Source organism: Modestobacter roseus (assembly GCF_007994135.1).
Classification (GTDB): domain Bacteria; phylum Actinomycetota; class Actinomycetes; order Mycobacteriales; family Geodermatophilaceae; genus Modestobacter; species Modestobacter roseus.
On sequence record NZ_VLKF01000001.1, the window covers coordinates 2,425,900 to 2,451,497 of the forward strand.

Genomic DNA, 25,598 nt, shown 5'->3' on the forward strand with positions numbered 1-25,598 from the left:
GGCATGCCCGAGGGAGACACCGTCTGGTTGGCGGCCAACCGGATGAACACCGCGCTGGCCGGCGCCACCCTCACCACGGGCGAGCTGCGCGTGCCCCAGCTGGCCACGGTCGACCTCGCCGGCGCCACCGTCACCGAGGTGGTGCCGCGCGGCAAGCACATGCTCACCCGCTTCGCCGACGGCCGCACGCTGCGCAGCCACTACCGGATGGACGGCAGCTGGCACATCTACCGGAACGGCACCCCGTGGAAGGGCGGGCCCGCGCACAGCATCCGGGCCGTGCTGTCCACCGACGCGTGGGACTGCGTCGGCTACCGGCTGCACGACCTCCGGATCGTGCCGACGAGCGCCGAGCACGAGCTGGTGGGCCATCTGGGTCCCGACGTGCTGGGCCCGGACTGGGACCTGGACGAGGCGCTGCGCCGGCTGCGGTCGCACCCCGACGAGGAGATCGGCGTGGCGGTGCTCGACCAGCGCAACCTGGCCGGCATCGGCAACCTGTACAAGGTCGAGACGCTGTTCATGACCCGCACCCACCCGTGGACCCGAGTGGCCGACGTCCCCGACCTGCCCGGCCTGGTCACCCGCGCCCGCACGCTGATGCAGGCCAACCGCGACCGCCCCGAGCAGAGCACCACCGGCTCGACCCGGCGCGGGGAGGACCACTGGGTCTTCGGCCGCCGCGGCCGCCCGTGCCGCCGCTGCCGGACGCCGATCCTGCTCGGTGACCAGGGCCCGGACACCCAGGAGCGGGTGACCTACTGGTGCCCGCAGTGCCAGGCCGCCCGCAGCCCCATCGACCCGACCGCCCGGACCGGCGAGCGCGACCACCCGCCGTCGCTGGCCGGCCGCTGATCCCCGCGCACCGTCACCCGCCGGAGCGGTCCCGCGAACGCCCCGCACGACGGGCATCGCGCCGGCGCCCGAGCCAGCGGATCAGCCGGGCGACCGCCAGGTCCGGGCCCGCCGCGTTGCCCACGCTCGCCTGCTCGCCCAGGAACCCGCCGTTCGGGTCGTGCCGCCCGTCCCGGCCCCAGGGGCCGCGGTCCAGTGTGCCCATCGTCGCCTCCGTGGTCCGGGTGCTCTCACCCGGCTGCCTCGCCCGGCTGCCTGCGTCGGGCCGAGTGTGCCGTACCGGGACGCACCGCGGGCCGATCCGGGACCGGACACGGCACCGCCCGGTGCCGGACGACGTCCGGGACCGGGCGGTGCGTGTCCTGCGTGTGCGGGCTCAGGCCTGCTCGGGCCGCTCGGCCGGCTGGGCGGCCGGCTGCTGCTCGGTGCCGGGGACGGCGTCGGTGCCCTGCTCGATGGCCGCGGCCTGCTGCCCGCCGGTGACCGCCTGCTGCCCGGTGCCGCCGGCACCCTGCTGTCCGGCCATCGCGGCGCGGATCTCGGCGAGCCGGGAGGAGCCGGCCACGTCGAGGGTCGCCTTCTGCACGTCGAGCATCCGGCCCTCGACCGAGTTCTGCGCCAGCTCCGCCTGGCCCAGGGCGTTGGCGTACCGGGACTCGATCTTGTCGCGCACCTCGCCGAGGCTCGGCGTGTTGCCCGGCGCGGACAGCTCGTTGACCTGACGCAGCGAGTCCGAGACCCGCTCCTGCATCTTGGCCTGCTCCAGCTGGGACAGCAGCTTCGTGCGCTCGGCGAGGGTGGTCTGCAGCCGCATCCGGCTGGTCTCCACCGCGCCCTTGGCCTGCTCGGCGGCCTGCAGCGCCTCGTCGTGGCTGCGCTTGAGGTCCTCCATCGCCTGCTCGGCGCTGACCAGCTGGGTGGCGAACGCCTGGGCCGCCTGCTCGTACTCGGCGGCCTTCGCCGCGTCACCGGCAGCCCGGGTCTGGTCGGCCAGCACGAGCGCCTGCCGGGCGGACGCCTGCATCTGCTCGACCTCGCTCAGCTGCCGGTTGAGCCGCATCTCCAGCTGACGCTGGTTGCCCAGCACCGCGGCGGCCTGGTTGGCCAGCGCCTGGTGCCGCTGCTGCTCTGCCTCGATGGCCTGCGAGATCTGGACCTTGGGGTCCGCACGCTGGTCGATCTGCTGGTTGGCCGACGCCGTCAGGTACTTCCACAGCTTCACGAACGGGTTGGGCATGGCTCCTCCTGTCCGGCGCGCCGGCCCGCCGGGAGGCGGTGGGGCGCGGCACGGGCGACGTCGTCATCGATCATCGTCCCAGTCGGTCGCGGAGGTCAGCCACCGCAGCCCTCCGGGCGTCGTGCTGGTGTTCCCGGGGCGTGCGCGGGGGCACGCCCGGGAACAGCCGGGGCCTGCGTCAGACGGGGCGGTTGCGCAGCCGGCGGTAGTGCTCGACCAGGGCGACCGTCGAGTCGTCCTGGTCGATCTCCGGCGCGTCCTCGCTGGTCAGCGCGGGGGCGAGCTGGCGGGCCATGACCTTGCCCAGCTCCACGCCCCACTGGTCGAAGGAGTCGATCTGCCAGATGACGCCCTCGGTGAAGACGGTGTGCTCGTAGAAGGCCACCAGCTGCCCCAGCGTCGACGGGGTGAGCTTCGGCGCGAGGATCGTCGTCGACGGCCGGTTGCCCGGCATGACCTTGTGCGGGACGACGTCGGCGGCGGTGCCGTCGGCGGCGACCTCCTCCGCGGTCTTGCCGAAGGCCAGGGCCGCGCTCTGCGCGAACATGTTGGCCATCAGCAGGTCGTGCATGTCGCCGATGTCGTGGTTGGGCTCGCCGAACCCGATGAAGTCCGACGGGATCAGCGACGTGCCCTGGTGCAGCAGCTGGTGGAACGCGTGCTGGCCGTTGGTGCCCGGCTCCCCCCAGTAGACCTCGCCGGTGGTGGTGCTGACGGGCTCGCCGTCCCAGGTGACCGACTTGCCGTTGCTCTCCATGGTCAGCTGCTGCAGGTAGGCCGGCAGCCGGGACAGGTACTGGCTGTAGGGCAGCACGGCGTGGGTCTGCGCGCCGAAGAAGCTCGTGTACCAGACGTTGAGCAGGCCCTGGAGCACCGGGAGGTTCTCCGCCAGCGGGGTGCGGCGGAAGTGCTCGTCGACGGCGTGGAAGCCGGCGAGCATCTCGTCGTAGCCGGCCGGCCCGATGGCGACCATCAGCGCGAGCCCGACGGCCGAGGTGAAGGAGTACCGGCCACCCACCCAGTCCCAGAACCCGAACATGTTCTCGGTGTCGATGCCGAACTCGGCGACGGCGTCGGCGTTGGTGGAGACGGCGACGAAGTGCTTCGCCACTGCGGACTCGTCGGCGCCGGAGGCCAGCAGCCAGTCGCGGGCGGCCGTCGCGTTGGTCAGCGTCTCCAGGGTGGTGAAGGTCTTGGAGCAGACGACGAACAGCGTGGTCGCCGGGTCCAGGTCCCGGGTCTTCTCCGCGAAGTCGGTCGGGTCGATGTTGGACACGAACCGGGCGGTGAGGCCGCGGTCGCTGTAGTCGGCCAGCGCCGTGTAGGCCATCGCCGGGCCGAGGTCGGAGCCACCGATGCCGATGTTGACCACCGCGCGGATCCGCTCGCCGGTGTGCCCGGTCCACTCCCCCGACCGCACCCGGTCGGCGAAGCCGCGCATCTTCGCCAGCACCTCGTGCACGTCCGCGGCCACGTCCTGGCCGTCGACGACCAGTTCCTGGCCGGCGGGGGCGCGCAGCGCGACGTGCAGGACCGCGCGGTCCTCGGTGGTGTTGATGTGCTCGCCGCGGAACATCGCCTCGATGCGCTCGGGCAGCCCGGCGCGCTCGGCGAGGGCGGCCAGCAGCCGCACCGTCTCGTCGGTGACCCGGTGCTTGGACCAGTCGACGTGCAGGTCGCCGGCGGTCCCGGTGAGCCGGTGGCCCCGGCCCGGGTCGTCGCTGAACAGCTGCCGCAGGGTCGCGCCCTCGATGGTGGCGTGGTGGGCGGCGAGCGCACCCCACTCGTCGGTCGCGGTGATGTCCAAAGCTGCCTCCTGGGTCGACCGAGGTCCGTCCCGACACAGGTGTGCACCACCGGGTCCGGACAAACGCTGCGGGGGCAGCATGCCGCACCGGGGCCACCGGTCCCCACCCGGGGAACCGGTGACCCCGCAGCCGGGTCAGGCGGCGCTGTTGCTGCGCTCGCTGATCGAGCCCTGGGCGTCGGCGACCTGCTCCTCGCGGTCCTGGGCGGCCATCCGGGTCAGCTCGGCACCGGCCTCGGCATCACGGGTGAGGTTCTCCCCCGACGCCGGGTCGAAGACGTGCACCTTGCGGCTGTCCAGCCAGAACTCCGCGTCGCGCCCCTCCCGGATCCGGCTGGTCGCATCGATGGACACGATCGCCTGGGTACGGAGCTCCTCGGCGTCCAGTTCGCGGGACAGGTCGCGCAGCTGCGCGCGGATCTCCTCGGGGGCCTCGTAGGGGATGTAGGCGAACTGCGAGTCGCCCAGCCACTCGGTGACGTCGACCCGGGCGGTGAACACCGAGCCCAGCGGCCGCTTCGCCTCGTCGACCAGCGAGGCGTCCTCGAAGTACTCCGGCCGGATGCCCACCAGCAGCACGTCGCGCCCGGCCACGGCGGCGGCCCGGCGCTCGTCGAGCTCGATCTGCCCGAACGGCGTCGTCAGCGTGCGGTCGTCCAGCGTGGCGGGCAGGAAGTTCATCGGCGGGGAGCCGATGAAGCCGGCGACGAACAGGTTGACCGGCTGCTCGTAGAGCTCCCGCGGCGAGGCGACCTGCTGGATCTTGCCCTTGCGCAGCACGCAGACCCGGTCGCCGAGCGTCATCGCCTCGGTCTGGTCGTGGGTGACGTACACCGTGGTGATGCCCAGCCGGCGCTGCAGCCGGCTGATCTCGGTGCGCATCTGGCCGCGCAGCTTGGCGTCGAGGTTGGACAACGGCTCGTCGAAGAGGAACGCCTCCGCCTGGCGCACGATGGCCCGGCCCATCGCCACCCGCTGGCGCTGACCGCCGGACAGGTTGGCCGGCTTGCGCTCCAGGTGCTCGTGCAGCTCCAGGACGTCGGCGGCCTCGTTGACCCGCTTCTGCACCTCGGCGTCGTCGACCTTGGACAGCCGCAGCGGGAAGGCGATGTTCTCGAACACCGTCAGGTGCGGGTAGAGCGCGTAGTTCTGGAAGACCATCGACAGGTTGCGCTCCCGCGGGGCCAGGTCGTTGACCCGCTTGCCGCCGATGACCATGTCGCCGCTGGTGATGTCCTCCAGCCCGACGATCATCCGCAGCAGGGTCGACTTCCCGCAGCCGGAGGGGCCGACCAGGATCATGAACTCGCCGTCGGCGATGTCCAGGCTGACGTCGTTCACCGCGGGGAACCCGTCGCCGTACTTCTTGACGATGCTCTTCATCTCGATGGAGGCCATCGGTGTCCGTTCCCTTCGTGGGGTGGGGATGCAGTTCGCTGGATGGCGCGCTGACCGGGCGGCTCAGCCCTTGACGGCGCCGTTGGTGAGGCCGGCGACGATGCGCCGCTGGAAGAGCAGCACCAGGACGACGACCGGGATGGTGACGATCACCGCGGCGGCGGCGATGGCGCCGGTCGGGTCCTCGAACTGCGAGGCGCCGGAGAACAGACCCAGTGCGGCCGGCACCGGCCGGGACGCCTCGGTGGAGGTGAGCGAGATGCCGTAGACGAAGTCGTTCCAGGCGATGAAGAACGCGATGATCGCCGTGGTGAAGACCCCGGGTGCGGCCAGCGGGACGATCACCTTGCGGAACGCCTGCCAGGTGGTCGCGCCGTCGACCTGGGCGGCCTGCTCCATCTCCCAGGGGATCTCCCGGAAGAACGCCGACATGGTCCAGATCGAGATCGGCAGGGTCAGCGACAGGTACGGGATGATCAGCCCCGGCCAGGTGTCGTACAGGCCGATGTTCCGCCACAGGTTGAACAGCGGCGTGACGATGGAGATGACCGGGAAGATCGCCACCGCCAGCGCGGTGCCGAGGATGAACTTCTTGCCGGGGAAGTCCAGCCGGGCGATGGCGTAGGCGGCGAACATCGACAGGATGCAGGAGATGAACGTCGCGATCAGGCAGATGCCGAACGAGTTGCGCAGCGCCGGCAGGAACAGGTCACTGGCCCCGCCGGTGAGGATCAGCGAGTAGTTCTCCGTCGTCGGGCTGCTCGGGAAGAACGACTCGTTGGCCAGGTCGCTGGGCGCCTTGAACGACAGCGACACGATCCAGGCGATCGGGGCCAGGCAGTACAGCACGATGGCGAAGCCCGCGACGATCCACCAGGTGCGTTCCTTCGTGGACATCAGCTGTCCCCCCTCGTCTGCGACAGGTCGACCTTGAAGCCCTTGATGAAGCTGAACGCGATGAGCACCACCGCGAGGAACAGCAGCACCGAGACCGCCGACCCGAGGCCGATCTCCAGCCGCGAGATGGTCTGCCGGTAGGCGAGGAACGAGACCGACTCGGTCGCGTTCGCGCCGCCGGTCATGATGAAGATGCTGTCGAAGACCCGGAAGGCGTCCAGGGTGCGGAACAGCAGCGCGACCATGATCGCGGCCTTCATGTTGGGCAGGGTGACCTTGCGCATCCGCTGCCACCAGGTCGCACCGTCGACCTTCGCCGCCTCCTGCAGCACCTCCGGCACCTGGGCCAGGCCGGCCAGCAGGAGCAGCGAGATGAACGGCGTGGTCTTCCAGATCTCGGCCAGGCAGATGACGAACAGCGAGCTCCAGGTGCCACCGAACCAGTCGGTGTCGGCACCGATCCCGGGGATCCAGCCGAACCAGCTGTTGATGAACCCGGTCTGGATGTCGAAGGCGAACTGCCAGGCGAACGCCGAGACGACGGTGATGACCGCGTACGGGATCAGGATCGCCGCGCGGAGCACCGGACGGATCGAGCTCAGCGCCTTCGCCATCACCAGCGCCAGGGCGAACCCGAGCACCAGCTCCACGGCGACGGTGACCGCGGTGATGAACAGCGTGACCAGGATGGCCCGCCACCACAGCCAGTCGGTGAGGATCACGAAGTAGTTCGAGAACCCGGTGAACGACCGGTTGTCCGGGTCGGTGAGCCGGAAGTCGAACAGCGAGTCGTAGAACGCCTGGGCGATCGGGTAGGCGGTCACCAGCAGCATGACCACGAGGGCGGGGCCGGCCAGCAACCAGCCCAGCCGCCGCTCGCTGCGGGTCCGGTCGCTCGCCTTCCCGTCGGGGGCGGAGACCGGGGTGGTCTTCTCCGCCGGGGGCAGCGTCGTGGTGCTCACAGCAGCTCCTCCTTCCGCAGGACTGCGTTGATCAGTTCGGTGGCCTCTTCCGGCGTCCGCTCCGGGTTCACCGACGACGGCGGGTGGTAGACGCGCTGGATGCCCCCGGACACCTCGCTGTAGTACGGCGTCTGCGGCCGGGGGGCAGCCAGTTCCAGGGAGTCCCGGATGGTGGGCGCCATCGGGAACTGCTCCAGCACCTCCGGGTCGTCGTAGACCGCGGTGTCCGACGCCGGGTTGCCGTTGCTGACGAAGTAGTACGCCTGGTTCTCCGTCGAGGTGATGCACTCGGTCGCCTCGTAGGCGAGGTCGACGTTGTCGCTGAAGGCGCCGACGCCGAGGTTGATCCCGCCGTAGGGCGGCGCGGCCGGGGTGTCCTCGTCGACCCGCGGGTAGATCGCCCAGCCGTAGTCCTCGGGCACCGAGGCGTCCATGGTCCCGTCCTCCACGGCGGCCAGGGCGCGGGGGTAGATGAACGGGTAGTTCACGTTGAACCCGCCGTCGGGGCCCTCGAACGCGGTTGCGGTGGAGTCCTCGTTCGCCGTGGACAGCGCCGGGCCGGCCGTGCCGCTGGTGGCGATCATCTGCATCACCTCGGTGGCGCGGACCCCTGCCTCGGACGTCAGACCCAGCTCGATCGCCGACGGGTCGGTGGAGTTCTCCTGGATGATCGAGCCGCCGGCGGATTCGATGAGCGCGTTGAACCAGACGGTCAGCGCCTCGGCGCGGATGCCCTGCACGCCGACCTGCACGCCCTGCTCCTGGGCCGCCGCCACGACCTCGTCCCAGGTGACCGGCTCGCTCATGTCCAGCCCGGCCGCCTCGGCGACCGACTCGCGGTACCAGAGCAGCTGGGTGTTCGCCCAGAACGGGACGGCGACCAGCTCGTCGTCCCACGTCGAGCCCTCGATGGCGCTGTCGACCACGTCCTCGGTCACCCGTTCGGCGACGTCCTCGGGCACCGGCGCGAGGAACCCGGCCTCGGCGAACTCGGGGATGAACGGCGGGTCGAGGCTCATGATGTCGATCGAGGAGTCGTTGGCCGCCAGCCGCCGGATCAGCTGCTCCCGTTGCTGGGACGCCTCGCGGGGCAGGACCGCCGTCTCGATCGTGTACCGACCCCCGGCCGCCTCGGTGCAGCGCGCCGCGATCTCCGCTTGCCCCCCGGAGTCGGGGTTGGTGTACCAGGTCAGCGTGGGCGTGCCGCCCCCGTCACTGCCACAGGCGGCGAGCGCCGAGGTGAGCACCACGGCCGCGGCGGCACCGCCCAGACCGCGCCTCAACCGCCCCCGGTGTGCCGCCCGCCCCGGGCCCGCCCGCTCTCCGTCGACACCGACCTTGCGAACGTCGCGCACCGTCCACCGCCTCCGTTGGCGCCGGGGCGATCCGATGATCGCCGTGGATCTCGGAGAGTGGCCCAGGCCACAGGGGCTGTCAAACGGACGGAGACCCCCCGGTGACCATCGCCGTGCCGACCGCCGAACGGTGGGCCATGACCGACGGCGTGGTCAGCACCTCGGGCAGCCGGGGCAGCTCGTGCTGGACGTAGGAGCGGGCGGCCGTCCAGGTGCCGACGTCGAAGCCGGCCTGCTCGGAGAGGAACCAGCGGTGCTCCAGCACCTCGTGGAAGACCTCCGCCGGGGCGAGCCGGCCGGCCAGCTCCTCGGGGACCGCCCCGATCACCGGCTGGTAGACCTCGGCCAGCCAGCGGTGGCCGGCGACCGTCTCGGGCACCGGCTCCCCGGCCCGCTGCTCGAGGTAGGCCCGGTAGGAGCGGACGTCGTTGAGCAGCCGCCTGGCCTGGTTCTCCTGCACCTCCAGCCCGGTCAGCCGGAACAGCTCGCGGCGGTTCTCCCCCGGCTCGGCGACCCGGGTCTCCACCCGCAGCCGGGCACCCTCCGCGGAGGTGATCAGCTCGATCTCGCCGACGTCGAAGCCCAGCTCGTTGATCCGGGCCAGTCGCTCGGCAACCCGGATGGCGGACTCGTCGAGCCGGAAGACCTCCTCCCGGGTCACCTCGTCCCACAGCGCCTCGTAGCGCTCGGGGAGGCAGTTGGCGACCTCCAGCGGGTCGATCTCCTCCGGCAGCAGCTCACCCGCCTGCAGGTCCATCAGCTCGGCACCCACCCGTTCCCGGGCCAGCTCGACGTCGTAGGTCCGCAGGCCCCGGGACAGCTGCGGGTGCCGCTCGGCGGTCTCGGCGTCGACCAGGTAGGCGGTGTAGGCCCCGGCGTCCAGCCGGAACAGGGTGTTCGACAGCGAGCAGTCGCCCCAGTAGACGCCGGCCAGGTGCAGTCGCACGAGCAGCTGCACCAGGGTGTCCAGCAACCGCTCGGCCGAGTCTCCGGCCCGCGCGCCGGAGAACAGGTAGCGGTAGGACATCGAGTACTCGAGGTACCGGGTGACCAGCACCGCCTCCAGCCCGTCCGGCCGGTCGACGCAGATGCCGAGCACCGAGACCGAGGGCAGGCCCTCCCCCTCGAACTCGGTCAGCAGCGCGTACTCGTGCCGGGCCAGCGGCTCGGCGATCTCCTTGAGCGCGTACACCCGGCCCTCGGCGACGGTGAAGCGCACGACGTGCCGGGAGATGCCGCGCTGCGGGACGTCGAGCAGCAGGCTCTCGTCCCACTCCTCCAGCGGCTGGTCCCAGGGCAGGGCCAGCAGCTCGGCGGCCTCGGTGGCCGGTGGGCGGAAGAGGAACCGCATCAGGTGCTCCAGAGGGTGTGCGGACGGCGGATCGGCCGGTGCTGGGCGGGACGCCGTCGTCCTGGCCTCACGATGCCACGGCGCCGCCCGCCCACGAGGCACAGGAAGCTCTGCACCCGGTTCCAGCCGCGAGACCGGGTGCAAAGCCCCCTGTGCCAGATGGGACGGGGGCGGGAGCGGGAGCGGCTCAGCCCAGGATCTGGCCGGTGATCACCGCGGCCTGCGCGGCCCGCTCCGGCGCCGTGCCCGGCTGCAGCACCAGGCCGAGCAGCCACCGGCACACCAGCTCCGCCTCCGGGCGGGAGATCCGCAGCGCCTGGGCGAGGGTGAGGACCACGTCGGTCCAGCGCCCGGCGTCCAGCGCCATCATCTGCACGAGGGTCTCGGGCTCGGTCTCGGCCAGCCGGCGCAGCACCGGGTGCCCGCCGACCTCCTCGGCCAGCGCGGGGACGGCGACGGTGAGCGGCAGCTCGGCGGCCAGCGCGGCCAGCCGGTCCAGCTCGAAGGCGATCAGCGCCTGGGCGACGTCGTCCTTGGTGCGGAAGTGGTTGTACAGCGTCGCCTTGGCCACGCCTGCCGCCGCCGCGACGTGCTGCATGGTGGCCTTGCGCACCCCCCGCTCGGCGAAGGCGGTCCGGGCGCCGTTGAGCAGGCCGCGCCGCGTGCGGCTCATCGCGGAGCCGGTGCGGATCGGCGCGCGGCGGGGGTCGCGGGCCGCAGCCGGCGCCGTCGGACGGGGCGCCGGGACGGCGACGGCGAGCGCGGGCACCGGCGCGGTCAGGTGGTGGCCGGGGACCGGGGGCTGGATGCGGCCCGCGCCGACCGGGACCGGCGTGGTCAGGTGCTGCCCACCGGAGACCGCCGCCTCGGCGGCCGCGGCCTCGGCGGCGTCGGCCTCCAGCACGGTGGCCGCGCCGCGACCGGCGAGGGTCGCCTGCGGTGCGGCGGACGGCGACTGCGGGGAACGGGAACCCGGGGAAGACATGGACACTTTGTGCCTTCCCGGTCGCACTGGGTCAAGGATGTGGACGCCGAGCGCTGTTCGTGTCGCACCGTTCGTCCGCCGCTGGCAACTGGTGGACGGTCGAGGGCGTCGGGGTCCACCACGGAACGAGCCCCGCCGGAGTACTCCGGCGGGGCTCGGTCGAGCGGCTGGTTCAGGCGGCGAGGGAGACCGCGCCGGAGGCCCGGGAACCGCGGGCGGGCTGTCCCCCTCCGACGAGCGCCAGGGCGGGCTCGGCGACCGGCGCCTCGACGGCGACCTGCTCCGCCGGCTCGGCGGCGTCGGCCGCACCGGCCTCGTCAGCAGCCGCCCCGGGGACCGGGAGCGCCACCGGGCGGACCGTGCGACCACCGGGCTCGGCCAGCCGCATCTCCAGGCTCACCTCGGCGAGCAGGTCGGCGAGCTCCACGTCGAGGGCGTCGCAGATGGAGGCCAGCAGCTCCGAGGAGGCCTCCTTCTGGCCGCGCTCGACCTCGGAGAGGTACCCCAGGCTGACCCGCGCAGCGCCGGACACGTCCCGCAGCGTGCGCCGCTGCCGCAGCCGGTGTCCCCGCAGGGTGGTGCCGAGCTGGGTGCGCAGCAGCGTCATGGCCGTCTCCTGTCCACTCATCTCGAGCAGTCGCAACGAGCAGCTGCGGCGTCGACCGGCCGGGCCGGGGGACGCCGTGCGCCCACGGTACGCGGACGTGCCCGCCCTCACGCGCCGGGTCGGGCCGCGTCCGCTCCTGGCGTAACACCTGCGCCACCGTCGGGCTTCCCGGTGTCCAGCCGCGCCAGCAGCCGCTGCACGGCCGCGGCCACCGCCCCGGACCGCACGGCCGCCCGGTCCCCCGGCAGGTCGAGTTGGTGCACCTCGGTCCGCACGCCGTCGCTGATGCCCAGGTAGACCCGCCCGGGACCGTGGCCGTCGACCGGGTCGGGGCCGGCCACGCCGGTGAGCCCCACCCCCCAGGTGGCCGTGCAGCGCTCCCGGATGCCCTCGGCGAGCGCGGCCGCGGTGGGCTCGCTGACCGGGCCGACGGCGGCCAGCAGCTCGGCCGGCACCCCGGCCAGCGTCGTCTTCAGGTCGGTGGCGTAGACGACGGCGCCGCCGCGCAGCGTGGCGCTGGCGCCGGGGACGGCGGCCAGCGTGGCGCAGAACAGCCCGGCGGTCAGCGACTCGGCGGCCGCGATCGTCTCACCCCGGGCCAGCAGGGCGGCGTGCAGCCGGGTGGCGTCGTCGGCCGCCGGCGCGCTCACGCCGCGGTGTCCCGGCGACCGGGTTCGCCGGGCGGTCCACCCCCGGCGCGCCGGTCGGCTGCCTCGCGCATCGCCCGGGCACTGGTGCGGCGCAGGGTGAGCGCCCGGTAGACGTAGTCGATCCCGGTGATCACGGTGAGCACCAGCGCCGCCGCCATCACCCACCAGCGGGCCGACGCCAGCACCCCGCTCAGCGGCAGGATGTAGAGCCCGATCGCCAGGGCCTGCAGCACGGTCTTGGCCTTGCCGCCGCGGCTGGCCGCGATCACGCCGTGCCGGATCACCCAGAAGCGCAGCACGGTGACCCCGAGCTCGCGGAACAGGATCACCACCGTCACCCACCAGGGCAGCAGCGCGAGGATGGACAGCCCCAGCAGGGCGGTGCCGGTCAGCGCCTTGTCCGCGATGGGGTCGGCGAGCTTGCCGAACTCGGTGACCTGGTTGGTGCGGCGGGCGATCATCCCGTCGTAGCGGTCGGTGATGATCGCGAGGGCGAAGAAGACCGTCGCCCACACCCGGCGGTCGTCGTCCATGCCGCCGTCGGTGAGCAGCAGCAGGGCGAAGACCGGCACCATGGCCAGCCGCAGCGTCGTCAGTGCGTTGGGGAGGTTGACCAGCCGCGTGGAGTGCGGCGGCGTGGCGGCCGGGTCGGCCGCCCCCTCGGGCACCGCCGCGCTCACGTGGTCAGACCCCGGCCGCGGCGGACGCCGAGGCTCCGGCGAGCGCCGGCGTCACCGCGACGGCGACCAGGTCGATCCCGTCGGTGTCGACCACCTCGGCGCGCACCAGCTGGCCGGCGACGGCGCCGGCCGGCACCCCGCTGACCGTGGTGGTGCCGTCGGCGTCGGGGTCCTGGTGGGCGGCGTGACCGCCCCAGGTGCCCGCCTCGGTCACCTCGGACAGGTCGTCGGTGAGCAGCACGTCGACCGTGCTGCCGATGCGCTCCTCCGCCCGCTGGGCGGTGAGCTCCTCCACCAGGTCGGTGATCCGCCGCACGCGGGCGTCGATCTCGGCCTGGTCGAGCTTGCCGTCCAGTCCTTCGCCCTCGGTGCCCTCCTCGTCGGAGTAACCGAAGACGCCGACCGCGTCGAGCCGGCCCTCGACCAGGAAGCGCTCCAGCTCGGCGACGTCGGCCTCGGTCTCCCCGGGGAAGCCGAGGATGACGTTGGTGCGGAAGCCCGCCTCCGGGGCGAGGGACCGGGCTCGCGCCATCACCGCGAGGAAGTCGTCGGTGCCGCCGAAGCGGCGCATCCGGCGCAGCAGGGTCGGCGAGGAGTGCTGGAAGGACAGGTCGTAGTAGGGCGCGACCCCGGGGGTGCCGGCGATGACCTCCAGCAGGCCCGGCCGCAGCTCGGCCGGCTGCAGGTAGGCGACCCGGACCCGGACGATCCCCGGGACCGCCGCCAGCTGCGGCAACAGCTTCTCCAGCGAGCGCAGGTCGCCGGTGTCCTTGCCGTAGGAGGTGGAGTTCTCGCTGACCAGGACGATCTCGGTGACGCCCTCGGACGCCAGCCACTGGGCCTCGCCCAGCACCTCGGCCATGGGGCGGGAGACGAACGCGCCGCGGAAGGTCGGGATGGCGCAGAAGGCGCAGCGCCGGTCGCAGCCGGAGGCGATCTTCAGCGCCGCGGAGGGGCCGCTGGCCAGTCGACGCCGGCGCAGCCAGTCGTGCCCGGGGATGGCCGGGGCGTCGGAGCCGGTGGTCGCGGCGGTGCGCGCGACCGGGCTGATCGGCAGCAGGGTGCGCCGGTCGCGGGGCGAGTGCGGCACCAGCGGACGGCCGGACAGCACGTCGTCGAGCCGGTCGCCGATCGCGGCGTAGTCGTCGAAGCCGAGCACCGTCGCCTCGGGCAGCGCCCCGGCCAGCTCGTTGCCGTACCGCTCGGCCATGCAGCCGACGGCGATCACCTCGGCGCCGGAGTCGGTGGCCTCCAGGATCGCGTCGAGGGAGTCCTTCTTGGCGCTCTCGATGAACCCGCAGGTGTTGACCAGCACGGCGTCGGCGTCGTCGGCGTCCTCGACCAGCTGGTAGCCCTCGCCGGCCAGCCGGCCGGCCAGCTCCTCGGAGTCGACCTCGTTCCGCGCGCAGCCCAGGGTGACCACGGCGACCCGGCGCGGCGAGGCGGCCCCGGCCGGCGGTTCGTCCGGCTGTCCACCGGCCCGACGGTCGGTCGGGGCGGCGGCGGGCACGGAGCGGGGCAGAGCTGACACCGGTCCATCGTAGGCGCCGCCGCTCCCCCACCCCCGCGCCCCGGCCGCGTGGCTCGTCCCCGCCTGCCGGCCCCGCTGCAGGGTCCCGCGCCGAGCCTGCGAGGCGTGGGGGGACAGCGGGGTCCTTCTGCTCGCCCCCCTCCGCGGCCGCCGACGCGCTCAGCCTCCGCCGCCGCGCAGGACGAGCCGGGCGACGACCTCGCCCCCCTCCGCGGCCGCCGACGCGCTCAGCCTCCGCCGCCGCGCAGGACGAACAGCGTGGACTCCAGCTCGTCGGGCTTGATCAGCACGTCGCGGGCCTTGGAGCCCTCCGAGGGCCCGACGATGCCGCGGCTCTCCATGAGGTCCATCAGCCGCCCGGCCTTGGCGAAGCCGACCCGCAGCTTGCGCTGCAGCATCGAGGTGGAGCCGAACTGGCTGGTGACGACGAGCTCGATCGCCTGGACCAGCAGCTCCATGTCGCCGCCGACGTCCTCGTCGATCTCCTTCTTCTCGCCCGCCGCCGCGGTGAAGACCTCTTCCCGGTACTCGGGCTCGGCCTGCCGCTTGGTGAACTCGACGACCGCCTCGATCTCGGCGTCGGAGACGTAGGCGCCCTGGACGCGCATCGGCTTGCCCGCGCCGATGGGCAGGAAGAGCGCGTCACCCATGCCGATCAGCTTCTCCGCGCCGGGCTGGTCGAGGATGACCCGGCTGTCGGTGAGGCTGGAGGTGGAGAACGCGAGCCGGGAGGGCACGTTGGCCTTGATCAGGCCGGTGACGACGTCGACCGAGGGCCGCTGGGTCGCGAGCACCAGGTGGATGCCGGCGGCACGGGCCTTCTGGGTGATCCGGACGATCGACTCCTCGACGTCCCGCGGGGCGACCATCATCAGGTCGGCGAGCTCGTCGACGATGGTGAGGATGTACGGGTAGGGCTGGTAGACCCGCTCGCTGCCGGGCGGGGCGGTGATCTCGCCGCGCTCGACCTTCTTGTTGAAGTCGTCGATGTGCCGCACCCCGGTGGCCCGCATGTCCTGGTAGCGCTGCTCCATCTCCTCGACCAGCCAGGCCAGCGCGGTGGCGGCCTTCTTGGGGTCGGTGATGATCGGCGTGATCAGGTGCGGGATGCCGTCGTAGGGCGTCAGCTCGACCATCTTCGGGTCGACCAGGATCATCCGCAGCTGGTCCGGGGTGGCCCGCAGCAGCAGCGAGGTCAGCAGCGAGTTGATGCAGCTGGACTTTCCGGCACCGGTGGCGCCGGCGACCAGCAGGTGCGGCATCTTCGCCAGGTTCGCGCAGACGAACCCGCCCTCGATGTCCTTGCCCAGGCCGACCAGCATCGGGTGCGGGTCCTGCTTGGCCACCTGGGAGCGCATGACGTCGCCCAGGCTGACCGTCTCGCGGTCGGTGTTGGGCACCTCGACGCCCACCGCGGACTTGCCGGGGATCGGCGCCAGGATGCGGATGTTGTCGTTGGCGACGGCGTAGGCGAGGTTCTTGGTCAGCGCGGTGATCTTCTCGACCTTGACCGCGTTGCCCAGCTCGATCTCGTACCGGGTGACCGTCGGGCCGCGGGTGTAGCTGGTGACCGCCGCGTCGATGTTGAACTGCTCGAGCACCCCGGTGATCGCCTCGATGGCGACGTCGTTGGCCTTGGACTTCGCCCGCGGCGGGGTGCCCGGGCGCAGCACGCTGACCGAGGGCAGGGTGTAGGTGCCCTCGACCGGCTGGATCCGGAGCTGCTCGGGCTCCTCGATCGGCGGCAGGTCCTCCGGCGGCGCGGTGCGGTCGACGACGGCCGGCCGGCGCACCGGCTCCGCCGGCGGGGGCGGCTCGTGCACGACCGCCAGCGGCGCCTCGTCGAGGGCGCCGACGTCGATCCGGCCGGTGTCCAGGGTGTCCTGCACCGCCGCCGCGGCGGTCTTGCGCCCGCGGCGGGCCCGCGGGGCGGGTTCCTCCTCCGGCTCGTCGTCGTAGAGCTCGTCGTAGTCGTCGTACTCGTCGGTGTCCCGGCCGAGCTTCTCGTCGACCCACCCGCGCAGCCGCTCGGGCACCTGGTGCACCGGGGTGGCGGTGACGACGAGCAGGCCGAAGAAGGCCAGCAGCACGAGCAGCAGCACGGTGACGACGTCGCCGACACCGGCCACCAGCGGCGTGCCGACCGCCCAGCCGAGCAGGCCGCCGGCGCCGCTGCGGTCGGTGTCGCTGAGGTCGGGCCCGGTCACGTGGGTGATGCCGACGACGGCGGCGAGGACGCAGATCCACCCGATGGTCAGCCTGCCCCGGGCCTCCGGCTGCGGGGGGTGGCGCAGCAGGCGCAGCGCGACCAGCAGCAGCACGACCGGCAGCACCGCGGTGAGCACGCCGATGGTCCAGCGGACCCCGTCGGCCATGCCCGCGCCCACCGGGCCGATGCCGCCGGTCCAGGTCGCCGCGCCCAGCACGATGGCCAGGCCCAGCACGAACAGGCCGACGCCGTCCCGGCGGTGCTCCGGGGCCAGCGGCTCGGCCTCCGGCGGCCGGGCGACGGAGCGGGCGAGCCCGCCGGCGCCGCGGGCCAGCAGCGACCAGGCGCCGACGGCGCCGCGCATCAGCGATCCGCTGAGGGTGTTCTTCTTCTTGGCCGCCGGGCGGCGGGCGGCCGTGGAGCCGCCCCGCTTGGCCGGGGGGCGCTTCTTGGCCGTGGACCCGCCGGAGCGCGGGCGGGAGGAGGCCCCACCACGCGCCGGCGCCCGGTTCGACGTCGCGCGAGCAGGCATGCGTCGACGGTAATGGCCTGGGGGGTGCAGGTGGATGATCCTGGCCCCGCGTGTCCACCTCCGGCTCCCGACCAGACGTGCCGGCTGGCTACCGTCTCGGAGGTGACCGAGACCCGCCCGTACGGCAGCTGGCCCACCCCGATCACCTCCGAGCTGGTGGTCCGCGCCTCCGCGCGGCTGGGCGAGGTGGCCGTCGACGGGGACGACGTCTGGTGGGCCGAGGGGCGGCCGGGCGAGGGCGGCCGCAGCGTGCTGGTCCGCCGCGCCGCCGACGGCACGACCACCGACCTGCTCCCCCCACCCTGGAACGCCCGGACCCGGGTGCACGAGTACGGCGGCGGGGCGTGGACCGTGGCCGACGGCACCGTCTGGCTCACCTCCTACGCCGACCAGCGGCTGTACCGGGTGCCCGCGGGCGGCGAGCCGGTGGCGGTCACCGGCGAGCCGGACCTCCCGGCCGGGGTCCGCTTCGCCGACCTCTCCGCCGACGGCGACGGGGTGCTGGCCGTCCGGGAGACCCACTCCCCCGGCGGCGCCTCGGCCGACGTCGTGCACGAAGTGGTCCGGGTGCGCGCCGACGGCGCGGTCGAGGTGCTGGTGTCGGGCAGCGACTTCGTCTCCGACCCACGACGCTCCCCCGACGGCCGGTCGCTGGCCTGGTTGCAGTGGCAGCACCCGGACATGCCGTGGGACGCCGCCGAGCTGGTGGTCCGCGGCCCGGACGGCAGCGAGACGGTGGTGGCCGGTGGCCGGTCGGGTGCCCGGCCGGAGTCGGTGGTGCAGCCGGTCTGGGCCGCCGACGGCGCGCTGTGGTTTCTCGCCGACCGCACCGACGTGTGGTCGCTGTACCGCTGGGCACCGGGCGGCGGGCCGGAGCTGGTCGTCGGCGTCGGGAGCGACATCGCCGGCCCGCAGTGGGTGTTCGGGCAGAGCCGGTTCGCCCTGCTGCCCGACGGCCGGGTCGTGCTGGCGTACGGCCGGGACGGCGCCGACCGGCTCGCGGTGCGGGACCCCGACGGGACGCTGCGCGAACTCGACCTCCCGTACGGGTCCTTCGGTCAGCTCCGGGCGGCCGGCGACGGCGTGGTGTGCGTGGCCGGCGGGCCGACGTCGGAGCCGGTGGTGCTTCGGGTGTCGGCCGACGGGCGGGCCGAGGTGCTGCGCCCGGCCCGCGACCTCGGGCTGGACCCGGGCTGGTTCTCCCGCCCGGAGCACGTCACCTTCCCCACCGAGGACGGCGGCAGCGGGGTGGCCTCCGCCCACGCACTGGTCTACCCGCCGACCAACCCCCGGGTGACCGGCCCCGACGACGAGCGCCCGCCTCTGCTGGTGCTCGTGCACGGCGGACCGACCTCGGCCGCGTCGTCGGTGCTGTCGCTGGGCGTGCAGTACTGGACCTCCCGGGGCTTCACCGTGGCCGACGTCGACTACCGCGGCTCCACCGGCTACGGCCGGCGGTACCGGGAGGCGCTGCAGGGGCGCTGGGGCGTGGCCGACCTGGACGACGTCGTCGCCTGCGCCCGCTGGCTGGCCGGCCAGGACCGGGTCGACCCCGCGCGGATGGCGATCCGCGGCGGCTCGGCCGGCGGGTACACGACGCTGGCCGTGCTGACCTTCCGGCCGGGCGTCTTCGCGGCCGGCGCGAGCCACTACGGCGTCGCCGACCTGGCCGCGCTGGCCGCCGACACGCACTCGTTCGAGTCCCGGTACCTCGACGGGCTGGTCGCGCCGTGGCCCGAGGGGGCCGACGTCTACGCCGAGCGCTCCCCCGTCCACGCCACGGACGCCCTGGACACCCCGCTGGCGGTGTTCCAGGGCGACGAGGACCGGGTGGTGCCGCCGGAGCAGGCTGAGATGATGGTCGCCGCGCTGCGGGAGAAGGGCGTACCGCACGCCTACCTGCTCTTCGCCGGGGAGCAGCACGGGTTCCGGCAGGCGGAGAACATCCGGGCCGCGCTCGACGGCGAGCTGTCGTTCTACGCCCAGGTGCTCGGCTTCGACCTGCCCGCCGAGGAGGGCATCACCCCGATCGACGTCGTCCGCGGCTGACGGATCCCCGCGCCGGGTGAACCGATCCGGCTCGGGCGACGTACACCCCGGGGAGACGACGTCCGGACCGGGAGGTGCCCATGGCGCGGCGACAGCTGCGAGCGGTCGAGCCGTGCCGTCTCGACGTCCCGGCCGCCTACGCGGCCCACGGCCCGGAGCTGTACCGCTTCGCCCTGCGGCACCTCGGCGACCAGGGCGCCGCCCAGGACGTCGTGCAGGAGGTGTTCCTGCGGGCCTGGCGGTCGGCGGACTCCTTCGACGCCGGCCTGGCCAGCCTGCGCACGTGGCTGTTCGCCATCGCGCGGAACCTGGTGGTCGACGAATCGCGGCGCGGCGCGGCCCGGCCGTGGCAGCGCGAGCTCACCGACGGCTCGGGGCACGCCGACGTCGGGCCGCCCGGGCCCGGCCTGGACGAGCGGCTGGTCGACGCGTGGGTGGTCGAGGAGGCGCTGCGGCGGATCGGGACCGAGCACCGCGCCGCCATCGTGGAGACCCACCTGCGCGGCCGGCCGCACGCCGAGGTGGCCGCGGAGCTCGGCGTCCCGGTGGGCACACTGCGCAGCCGGGTGTTCTACGGCCTGAAGGCGCTGCGGCTGGCGATGGAGGAGATGGGGGTGGAACCGTGACCGAGGAGCAGGCGCACCGCGCCCTGCGGGAGCAGCTGGGCGTGTACGCCCTGGGGGCGGGGACCGCGGACGAGCGCGCCGTCGTCCGGGCGCACCTCGAGGGCTGCGCCGCCTGCCGCGCCGAGCTGGCCGAGCTGACCCCGGTGGCCGCCCGGCTCGCCGACGTCGACCCGGACCGTCTCGACGAGCCCCCGCACCGCCGCCCGGGCTGGCCGACGCCGTCCTCGCCCGCATCGCCGCGGAGGGCACCCCGTCCCGGCGCGGGACGGCGCCCCGTCCACCCCGGTCCCGGCTCGCTGCCGGTGCCGTCGTGCTGGCCACCGCCGCGGCGGCGTTCGCGGTCGGCTGGCTGGTCCGCCCGACGCCTCCCCCGCCACCGTTGGAGAGCGTGGCCGTGCAGGTGAGCGACCCGGACATCAGCGCCACCGCCGACGTCGTGCCGCACACCTGGGGGGTGGAGGTGAAGCTCTCCGGTTCGGGGTTCACCGCCGGGGAGGTCTACCGGGTCGCCGTCCTCGAGGAGGACGGCGACGCCGCACCCGCCGGCGCCTTCCTCGGCACCGGCCCGGCGGAGCTGGACTGCAACCTCAACTCCCCGGTGCTGCGCACGGACGCCGAGGGCTTCGTGGTCGTCGACGCCAGCGGCGCGGTGGTGCTCAGTTCGGAGTTCTGAGCCGGCGGTGAACGGGACGGCGGTGGGCTGCGTAGACCCGGTTGTCCGATCACCGAGACCGCAGGAGCCAGCCATGACCCGCATGCGCCCGACCCGCACGCGCACCACCCGCACCGCCGTCGTCGCCGGGGCGGTGGGGGCCCTCGTCCTCACCGGTGCCGGCACCGCCTCCGCCGAGACCGAGGTGGCCGAGCCCTCGACCTTCACCAGCGCGTTCACCGCGATGGCCACGCCGGACATGGTGGTCGACACCGACGGGGTGCCCACGCCCGGCGAGCCCGGCGCCTCGGGCAGCTTCATGTACCGGATCAACTCCGACCTCGAGATCATCTGCTACGACATCACGCTCGACGGCGTGACCCCGCCGTACCAGAGCCCGGCGAAGACCTCCACGCACATCCACGAGGCGGCGCGCGGCCAGTCGGGCCCGCCGCGGATCGCGCTGCCCGACCCGCAGGACGACGGCACGGGGAAGCTGGTCAGCAGCGGCTGCCTGCAGGGCCCCTTCACCACCGGCCTCGCCCCCGAGGGCACCGACACCGGTGAGGGCTTCTCGCTGGCCGAGATCGAGGCCGACCCGGCGGCGTTCTTCACCGACAACCACACCGCGGCCTTCCCCTCGGGCGCGGTGCGCGGGCAGCTGACCCAGGTGCCGGTGGAGGGCATCGACACCGGCGCCGGTGGCACGGCCGGCGACGGGCCGTCCGGGGCGCCGCTGGCCGCGCTCGGCGGCTCGCTCGCCCTCGCCGGAGCCGCGGCTCTCGGACTGCGCCGCCGCGCACTCCGGAGCTGAGCCGTGCGCCCCGGACGCGGGACCCTGCTGGTCGGCGGCGTGCTGCTCGCCCTCAGCGGGTGCGGCGCGCCGGCCGGACCTCCCGCGGCCGGGGCGCCCAGCGGGCAGTCGACGCCGGCCGGCTCCCCGTCGACGGCCCCGGAGGCGCCGGTGGCGGCTGCCGCCCCGGTGCTCGACCCGGCCACCGTGCCGGAGCCGGAGTCCGTCCGGATCCCCGCGATCGGGGTCCGGCGGGACCTGGTGGACCTCGGCCTGGCCGGGGACGGCACGGCCGAGGTGCCCCGGGACTTCGACGACGCAGGGTGGTTCACCGGCGGCGGCCGGCCGGGGTCACGGGGCCCGACCGTCCTGCTGGGCCACGTCGACTCCACCGCCGGGCCGGCGGTCTTCGCCGACCTGCGGGACCTGGTGCCCGGGGACGTGGTCGAGGTGACCGTCGCCGGCGGTGCCGTCGCGCGGTACGCGGTGACGGGCAGCGAGCAGGTGCCCAAGGACGAGTTCCCGACCGCGGCGGTCTTCGCCGCCACGACCGAGGACGTGCTCCGGCTGATCACCTGCACCGGTGACTTCGACCGCGGCGCCCGCAGCTACGAGGACAACCTCGTCGTCACCGCCGAGCGCATCGGCTGACCCGGGTGCCGGCCACGTCCCGCCGTTCAGCGGAGCGTGGCCGACACCCGGGCGGCCAGCTCGTCGAGGTGCTCGGCGGCAAGCAGGTCCCAGTGGTCGCCGGGCACCTCGGTGATCACCAGGTGCGGGGCCACCCGGAGCCAGGCGGCCAGCGTGTTGCCGACCACGGGCAGCCGTTCGCGGGCCTGGTAGTAGGTGACCATGCCGTCGTAGCGGGACAGCTCGTGGTCCTCCACGGCAGCGAACAGGCCCCGCACCATCGCCTGCACCGGGTCGGCGAACCGTTGCCGGAGGCCGCCGGGCAGGTGCCGGGCCAGCGCCTTGCGCACCTTCGTGCCGGAGCGGGCGGTCTGCACCCGACCGGCCCAGGAGTGGGCCCGGCGCTCGGCCGGCGTCAGGTTCACCGCCGGCGGCAGCACGTCGAGCAGCCCGACGGAGGAGACCTCCGCACCGGCTGCCCGGAACCGGACCGCTGCCTCGTAGGCCACCAACCCGCCGAACGAGTAGCCGAGCAGGCTGTACGGGCCCTGCGGTTGCACCTCGCCGATCGCGGCCAGGGCGTCGTCGACCACCGCGGCCACGGGCCGGCGCACCCCCGCGTCGTCGGTCACCGCCAGGCGCAGCCCGTACACCGGCCGCGTCGTCTCCAGCCGGCCGACGAGCCCCGCGTAGGAGTTCAGCTGCCCCCAGGCGTCGGCGACCACGAACACCGGCCGGCCGGTGCCCGGGCGCATCAGCTCCACGACGTCCGGGACGGCGACGCGGGCCGCGGTGGCGAGCCGGACCAGCCCGCCGAGCGTGGGCTGGCGGGCGAACTCCGCGATGCCCACCTCGGCACCGAGCTCGGTGCGCAGCCGGCGCAGCAGGTCCACGGCCTGCCGGGAGGTGCCGCCCAGGTCGGTGAAGTCGTCGTGCGGCTCGGCGGTGCGCAGGCCCAGCACCGCACACCACTCCCGGGCGACCCCGGCGCGCAGCTCGTCGTCCCCCGCCGCGGTTGCCGCCGGGCGGCCGCCGGCCGGTCCGCCGCCGGGACCGCGGCGCGGATGGCCGCCACGCACGCGGGGTCGCGCAGGGCGTCGAGGTTCGGCACCGGGTCGCCGTTGACCGCGTCGCGCGCCGCCCGGTACGACTGCTTGCCGTTGTGGGTCACCGGCAGGCTCGGCACCGCGATCACGAGCGAGGGCACGTGCGCCGCGGACGCCTCCCGGCGCAGCGTCCGCCGGACCGCCCGGTCCAGCGCGGCATCCAGTTCGGCGCCGGGGGCCAGGACGACGAGCAGCACCATCCTGGTCCGCCCCGGGTGGCCGGGGTCGCGCTGCTCGACCGGCATGGCGTCGGCCACCTCGGGCACAGCGCGCAGCACGGACACCACCTCGGCCGGGCCGATCCGCACGCCGTCGACGTTCAGCACCCCGTCGGCGCGGCCGTGCACGCGGGCCGACCCGTCGGCCGCGACGTCGACCAGGTCACCGTGGGTCCAGACGCCGGGGTGGTCGGCGAAGTAGGCGGCGTGGAACCGGCTGCCGCAAGGGTCGGCGAGGAAGCCGACCGGACGGGACGGGAACGGGTTCCGGCACACCAGCTCACCGGTCCGGCCGACGACGACGTCCCCCCGCTCGTCGACGGCGGCCACGTCCAGCCCGAGGCTCAGCGACTGGGAACGCCCCCGCCGCACCGGCGCCTCGGGGTGGCCGAGCACGAAGCAGCCGATCACGTCGGTCCCGCCCGAGATGGACTGCAGCGGCTGCGGGCCCACCGCCTCGGCCACCCAGTCGAACTGCCACTCGTGCAGCACCGAGCCGGTCGACAGGACGGCGCGCAACGCGGAGAGGTCCACCCGGTCGCGCGGGCACCACCCGGCGTCCTCGCACAGCTGCAGGTAGGCCGGACTGGTGCCGAAGACCGTCACCCCGTGCTCGGCCACCAGCTGCCAGAGGGCTTCCGGGCCCTGCACCGGGCCGTCGTACAGCACCACCGATGCGCCGACGGCGAGCGCGGACAGCTGCCAGTTCCACATCATCCAGGCGGTCGTGGTGTGGAAGTACATCCGGTCCAGCGAGCTCAGGTCGCCGTGCAGCCGGTGCTCCTTCACGTGCTCCAGGAGCGTGCCGCCGGCGCCGTGGACGATCGCCTTCGGCGGCCCGGTGGTGCCCGAGGAGAACATCACGAACAGCGGGTGGTCGAACGGCAGCCGCGGCCAGTCGCGGTGTCGCCCATCCGCGGCCCGCGCGACCAGGTCGGCGAGGCGGTCGACGGGCACGCCCGGGTGCCCGGGCAGCGGGCCGTCGTCGAGGACCACCACTCGGCGCACCGTCGGCAGCCCGTCGAGCAGTACCGCCAGCTCCGCCGCGCCGACCGCCGGCCCGGCTGAGCGGTCCAGCACCAGGGTGGTCGGCTCGACCTGCGTGAAGCGCCCCAGCAGGGTGGCGGTGCCCATGTCCGGGGTCGACGTCGACACCGTGGCCCCCACGGCGGCGAGCCCCAGCACCGCCACGGTCACCGCACCGTCGTTCGGGCCGATGACCGCAGCCCGGTCGCCGGGGCCGATGCCGAGGCCGGCCAGCGCGTCGGCAGCACCGGTGACCGCCCCGCGCAGCTGCCGGCGGGACCACCGCTGGTCCGGGGCGGAGGCGTGCACGGAGATGAGGGCGGGAGCGTCGTCGTCGACCCAGGAGAGCGGGGCCAGCAACGCCTCGGCGTAGTTGAGCGTGACGTCGGGGAAGAACCGGGCCGTCTCGACGTCGTCCCCGGTGCGGACCGTGTCCGCCGAGCCCGACCAGGGCAGCCCGGACCACTCCAGCAGGAGGCGCCAGAACGCCTCCGGCTCCGCCACCGAGAAGTCGTGCAGCTCCGTCGGGCTGGCCAGCGGGCGCCCGACCAGCTGCTCGCAGGCGGCCCGGAAGGCGGCCAGCTGGGTGCCGGTGGACCGCCGGTCGGCGATGGACGTCATGGGGTGCTCCCTCCAGCGGGGTCGAGGTCGAGCGGTCGTGGGACGAGCGGGCGAGGGCGCAGTGGTCGTGGGCTCAGGGCTCGGGGGCCCAGGGCTCGGGGGCCCAGGGCTCGGGGGCGCGAGCAGGCGATCCGGCCGACCGTCCCCGGCGGGGTCGCGAGGCCGGCCACCGTCCAGCCGGCCACCTGCACCGGCGTGGTGGCGAAGCCCGGTTCGACGAGCGTCGGAGCGACCGTGAGGCCGCACCCGACGGCCTTGAGGACGGCCTCCTTGCCGGCCCAGACGCGGGCGGCCGCGATCCCCCGCGCGCGGGCGGGCAGCGCGAGCAGCGCCGCGACCTCGGCGTCGGACAGCCACCCCTCGGCCAGGACCTCGGGAGCCCACGGGGTCACGCGCTCGAGGTCGATCCCGACCCGGACGCCGCGGCCCACCGCGACCAGCCCCACGGCGCCCGAGGAGGAGCAGGTGACGTCGAGCTCCGCCGGGCCGGCGACCTCGGGTCGGCCGGACTCCCCGGTGCGCAGCGGCACCTCCGCCGGCGAGCAGCCGAGCTCACGGGCGGCCGCCGTGCGCAGGGCGGCACGCAGCGCGATCCGCCGCCGCCGGACCGACTCGGTACCGCGGTCCGCCCGGGCCCGCTCGGTGGCCGAGAGCACCGCGGACGCCGCCACCAGGGCGTCGTCCGGCAGGTCGAGCGCCACCTGCCACACGGCGACGGAGGCACCTCGACGAGGGCGTCGACCGGTGACGTCCGTCCGGGGTCCCCGTTCCGGACCGGGGACCCCGCGCTGCCACCGCCTCATCCTGATCATGCTGGCACT

General features: G+C 74.2%; 23 protein-coding genes and 1 pseudogene. 7 read left to right on the forward strand and 17 right to left on the reverse strand.

Features of this window, described 5'->3' with window-relative positions; translation table 11 throughout:
• Positions 1 to 3: 3 nt before the first annotated feature.
• Positions 4 to 855, forward strand: coding sequence for a DNA-formamidopyrimidine glycosylase family protein (locus JD78_RS11495; protein ID WP_153357555.1), 852 nt, complete (start codon positions 4 to 6; stop codon positions 853 to 855).
• A 13-nt stretch (positions 856 to 868) separates the two neighbouring features.
• Here the strand turns inward: JD78_RS11495 and JD78_RS11500 are convergent, their stop codons facing one another.
• The 14 genes from JD78_RS11500 to JD78_RS11565 all read right to left on the reverse strand — a co-directional run bounded on the left by JD78_RS11500 (position 869) and on the right by JD78_RS11565 (position 17,056).
• Positions 869 to 1,060: a hypothetical protein gene (locus JD78_RS11500; protein ID WP_153357553.1), complete on the reverse strand. Its 192-nt coding sequence runs from the start codon at positions 1,058 to 1,060 to the stop codon at positions 869 to 871.
• 171 nt (positions 1,061 to 1,231) lie between these two features.
• The gene (locus JD78_RS11505; protein WP_153357550.1) at positions 1,232 to 2,092 is read right to left on the reverse strand and encodes a PspA/IM30 family protein; all 861 of its coding nucleotides are present in this window, start codon (positions 2,090 to 2,092) and stop codon (positions 1,232 to 1,234) included.
• A 178-nt stretch (positions 2,093 to 2,270) separates the two neighbouring features.
• Entirely contained in the window at positions 2,271 to 3,899 is a 1,629-nt protein-coding gene (gene pgi / locus JD78_RS11510) for a glucose-6-phosphate isomerase (RefSeq protein WP_153357547.1), read from the reverse strand.
• 135 nt (positions 3,900 to 4,034) lie between these two features.
• Positions 4,035 to 5,297 (reverse strand): ABC transporter ATP-binding protein, encoded by a 1,263-nt coding sequence (locus JD78_RS11515; RefSeq protein WP_153357544.1) that lies wholly within the window; start codon positions 5,295 to 5,297, stop codon positions 4,035 to 4,037.
• Positions 5,298 to 5,360: 63 nt separating this feature from the next.
• The gene (locus tag JD78_RS11520; RefSeq protein ID WP_153357541.1) at positions 5,361 to 6,194 is read right to left on the reverse strand and encodes a carbohydrate ABC transporter permease; all 834 of its coding nucleotides are present in this window, start codon (positions 6,192 to 6,194) and stop codon (positions 5,361 to 5,363) included.
• A complete protein-coding gene (locus JD78_RS11525) occupies positions 6,194 to 7,156 on the reverse strand; it encodes a carbohydrate ABC transporter permease (RefSeq protein WP_153357538.1) in 963 nt (320 codons plus the stop codon). Before JD78_RS11525 ends, JD78_RS11520 begins: the two co-directional genes overlap by 1 nt.
• Positions 7,153 to 8,439 carry an extracellular solute-binding protein gene (locus JD78_RS11530; RefSeq protein WP_166521139.1) on the reverse strand — a complete coding sequence of 429 codons (1,287 nt, stop codon included), beginning with the start codon at positions 8,437 to 8,439 and terminating at the stop codon, positions 7,153 to 7,155. Before JD78_RS11530 ends, JD78_RS11525 begins: the two co-directional genes overlap by 4 nt.
• 151 nt (positions 8,440 to 8,590) lie before the next feature.
• Entirely contained in the window at positions 8,591 to 9,862 is a 1,272-nt protein-coding gene (locus JD78_RS11535) for a DUF4032 domain-containing protein (protein ID WP_153357535.1), read from the reverse strand.
• 187 nt (positions 9,863 to 10,049) lie between these two features.
• Positions 10,050 to 10,847 (reverse strand): TetR/AcrR family transcriptional regulator, encoded by a 798-nt coding sequence (locus JD78_RS22215; RefSeq protein WP_228394956.1) that lies wholly within the window; start codon positions 10,845 to 10,847, stop codon positions 10,050 to 10,052.
• A 172-nt stretch (positions 10,848 to 11,019) separates the two neighbouring features.
• Entirely contained in the window at positions 11,020 to 11,454 is a 435-nt protein-coding gene (locus tag JD78_RS11545; protein WP_153357532.1) for a helix-turn-helix domain-containing protein, read from the reverse strand.
• 107 nt (positions 11,455 to 11,561) lie between these two features.
• On the reverse strand, positions 11,562 to 12,104 hold the full coding sequence (locus JD78_RS11550) for a CinA family protein (RefSeq protein ID WP_153357529.1): 543 nt from the start codon (positions 12,102 to 12,104) through the stop codon (positions 11,562 to 11,564).
• Positions 12,101 to 12,784, reverse strand: a complete 684-nt coding sequence (pgsA, locus tag JD78_RS11555; RefSeq protein WP_153357527.1) for a CDP-diacylglycerol--glycerol-3-phosphate 3-phosphatidyltransferase — start codon at positions 12,782 to 12,784, stop codon at positions 12,101 to 12,103. The genes JD78_RS11550 and pgsA overlap by 4 nt, the downstream gene beginning before the upstream one ends.
• 4 nt (positions 12,785 to 12,788) lie before the next feature.
• On the reverse strand, positions 12,789 to 14,315 hold the full coding sequence (gene rimO, locus JD78_RS11560; protein WP_228394955.1) for a 30S ribosomal protein S12 methylthiotransferase RimO: 1,527 nt from the start codon (positions 14,313 to 14,315) through the stop codon (positions 12,789 to 12,791).
• Between the two features lie 227 nt (positions 14,316 to 14,542).
• Positions 14,543 to 17,056, reverse strand: coding sequence for a DNA translocase FtsK (locus JD78_RS11565; RefSeq protein ID WP_153357524.1), 2,514 nt, complete (start codon positions 17,054 to 17,056; stop codon positions 14,543 to 14,545).
• Between the two features lie 102 nt (positions 17,057 to 17,158).
• Between JD78_RS11565 and JD78_RS11570 the strand changes: the two genes are divergently transcribed.
• The 6 genes from JD78_RS11570 (at position 17,159) to JD78_RS11590 (ending at position 21,827) form a co-directional block, all read left to right on the forward strand.
• Positions 17,159 to 19,105, forward strand: a complete 1,947-nt coding sequence (locus JD78_RS11570) for a S9 family peptidase (RefSeq protein WP_228394954.1) — start codon at positions 17,159 to 17,161, stop codon at positions 19,103 to 19,105.
• Between the two features lie 80 nt (positions 19,106 to 19,185).
• A complete protein-coding gene (locus JD78_RS11575) occupies positions 19,186 to 19,731 on the forward strand; it encodes a sigma-70 family RNA polymerase sigma factor (RefSeq protein WP_153357516.1) in 546 nt (181 codons plus the stop codon).
• Positions 19,732 to 19,772: 41 nt separating this feature from the next.
• A complete protein-coding gene (locus JD78_RS22220; protein WP_243731132.1) occupies positions 19,773 to 20,135 on the forward strand; it encodes an anti-sigma factor family protein in 363 nt (120 codons plus the stop codon).
• On the forward strand, positions 20,042 to 20,404 hold the full coding sequence (locus tag JD78_RS22225) for a hypothetical protein (RefSeq protein ID WP_243731151.1): 363 nt from the start codon (positions 20,042 to 20,044) through the stop codon (positions 20,402 to 20,404). Before JD78_RS22220 ends, JD78_RS22225 begins: the two co-directional genes overlap by 94 nt.
• Before the next feature lie 73 nt (positions 20,405 to 20,477).
• Positions 20,478 to 21,197, forward strand: a complete 720-nt coding sequence (locus JD78_RS11585) for a CHRD domain-containing protein (RefSeq protein ID WP_208104086.1) — start codon at positions 20,478 to 20,480, stop codon at positions 21,195 to 21,197.
• A 3-nt stretch (positions 21,198 to 21,200) separates the two neighbouring features.
• A complete protein-coding gene (locus JD78_RS11590; protein ID WP_153357510.1) occupies positions 21,201 to 21,827 on the forward strand; it encodes a class F sortase in 627 nt (208 codons plus the stop codon).
• 26 nt (positions 21,828 to 21,853) lie between these two features.
• On the opposite strand, the gene JD78_RS22230 is transcribed toward JD78_RS11590, so the two are convergent.
• The 3 genes and pseudogenes from JD78_RS22230 to JD78_RS11600 form a co-directional block, all read right to left on the reverse strand.
• Entirely contained in the window at positions 21,854 to 22,885 is a 1,032-nt protein-coding gene (locus JD78_RS22230) for a thioesterase domain-containing protein (RefSeq protein WP_341800134.1), read from the reverse strand.
• A gap of 56 nt (positions 22,886 to 22,941) precedes the next feature.
• Positions 22,942 to 24,777 (reverse strand): annotated as a pseudogene (locus JD78_RS22235) (acetoacetate--CoA ligase); the annotation flags it as partial.
• Positions 24,774 to 25,487 carry a 4'-phosphopantetheinyl transferase family protein gene (locus tag JD78_RS11600; protein WP_153357505.1) on the reverse strand — a complete coding sequence of 238 codons (714 nt, stop codon included), beginning with the start codon at positions 25,485 to 25,487 and terminating at the stop codon, positions 24,774 to 24,776. The pseudogene JD78_RS22235 and the gene JD78_RS11600, both read right to left, overlap by 4 nt.
• Positions 25,488 to 25,598: the final 111 nt, after the last annotated feature.